The sequence below is a fragment of the Thalassospira sp. UBA1131 genome (assembly GCF_002311515.1).
Taxonomy (GTDB): domain Bacteria; phylum Pseudomonadota; class Alphaproteobacteria; order Rhodospirillales; family Thalassospiraceae; genus Thalassospira.
Map to the genome: position 1 here is coordinate 21,902 of NZ_DCAO01000095.1, position 701 is coordinate 22,602.

General features: G+C 56.2%; 1 protein-coding gene. It reads left to right on the plus strand.

The genetic code is table 11. The annotated features are described in order from the left end of the window. The first annotated feature begins 3 nt into the window (after positions 1–3). A complete protein-coding gene (locus tag B3Z49_RS14880; RefSeq protein ID WP_414716261.1) occupies positions 4–570 on the plus strand; it encodes a LysR family transcriptional regulator substrate-binding protein in 567 nt (188 codons plus the stop codon). Positions 571–701 lie beyond the last annotated feature (131 nt).

Consider the following 701-nt stretch of genomic DNA (forward strand, 5'->3'; position numbering starts at 1 on the left):
ATTCTGGAAAAGCTTCAACGCAGCTTCCCAAAACTCGAAATCATGGTTCGTACTGGCAATGCTGGCGACATCGTTCGTGCGATTGAGGACAACAAGCTCGATATCGGCCTTGTGACCATGCCATGCAGTGGGCGGAGCCTTTCGGTAACGCCGATCATGACCGATCCGTTTGTCGCAATCTTTCACGCGGATGCCGATGTCGGGGATGTTATTCGCCCTGTCGATCTGGAAGCGATGCCACTGGTGCTTTATGAACGCGGCGGATTGACGCGCACATTGGTCGATGATTGGTTGCGCAAATCCGGGGTTAATGGTCGTTCGGTCATGGAACTCGGCAGTGTGGAGGCGATCAGGGAACTCGTCGGGGCAGGCATCGGTGCGACGATCCTGCCCGAAATGGGCGCAAGACCAGATCGAACCCAGTTTCCCATCAAGACACGTCCGTTGTCACCGCCACTCGTGCGCGAACTTGCCCTCATCATGCGTCGCGATAAAACTCTGACACCGGGACTACAGGCTGTCTGCAATAGCCTGAAAGCAGCCGCTGACAGGCGCAAAACTGATCCGTAAACCGGTCAGTCTTCCTCAGAAATGAAGAAGGTTGGAAAATCCGCATCCGGCTCCGGCGCGTGAAGCACCACACCAGCCGTCGTGATCATTTCGGCGACATGATCCGGGGGCGGGCAATCGGTGAAGAACGC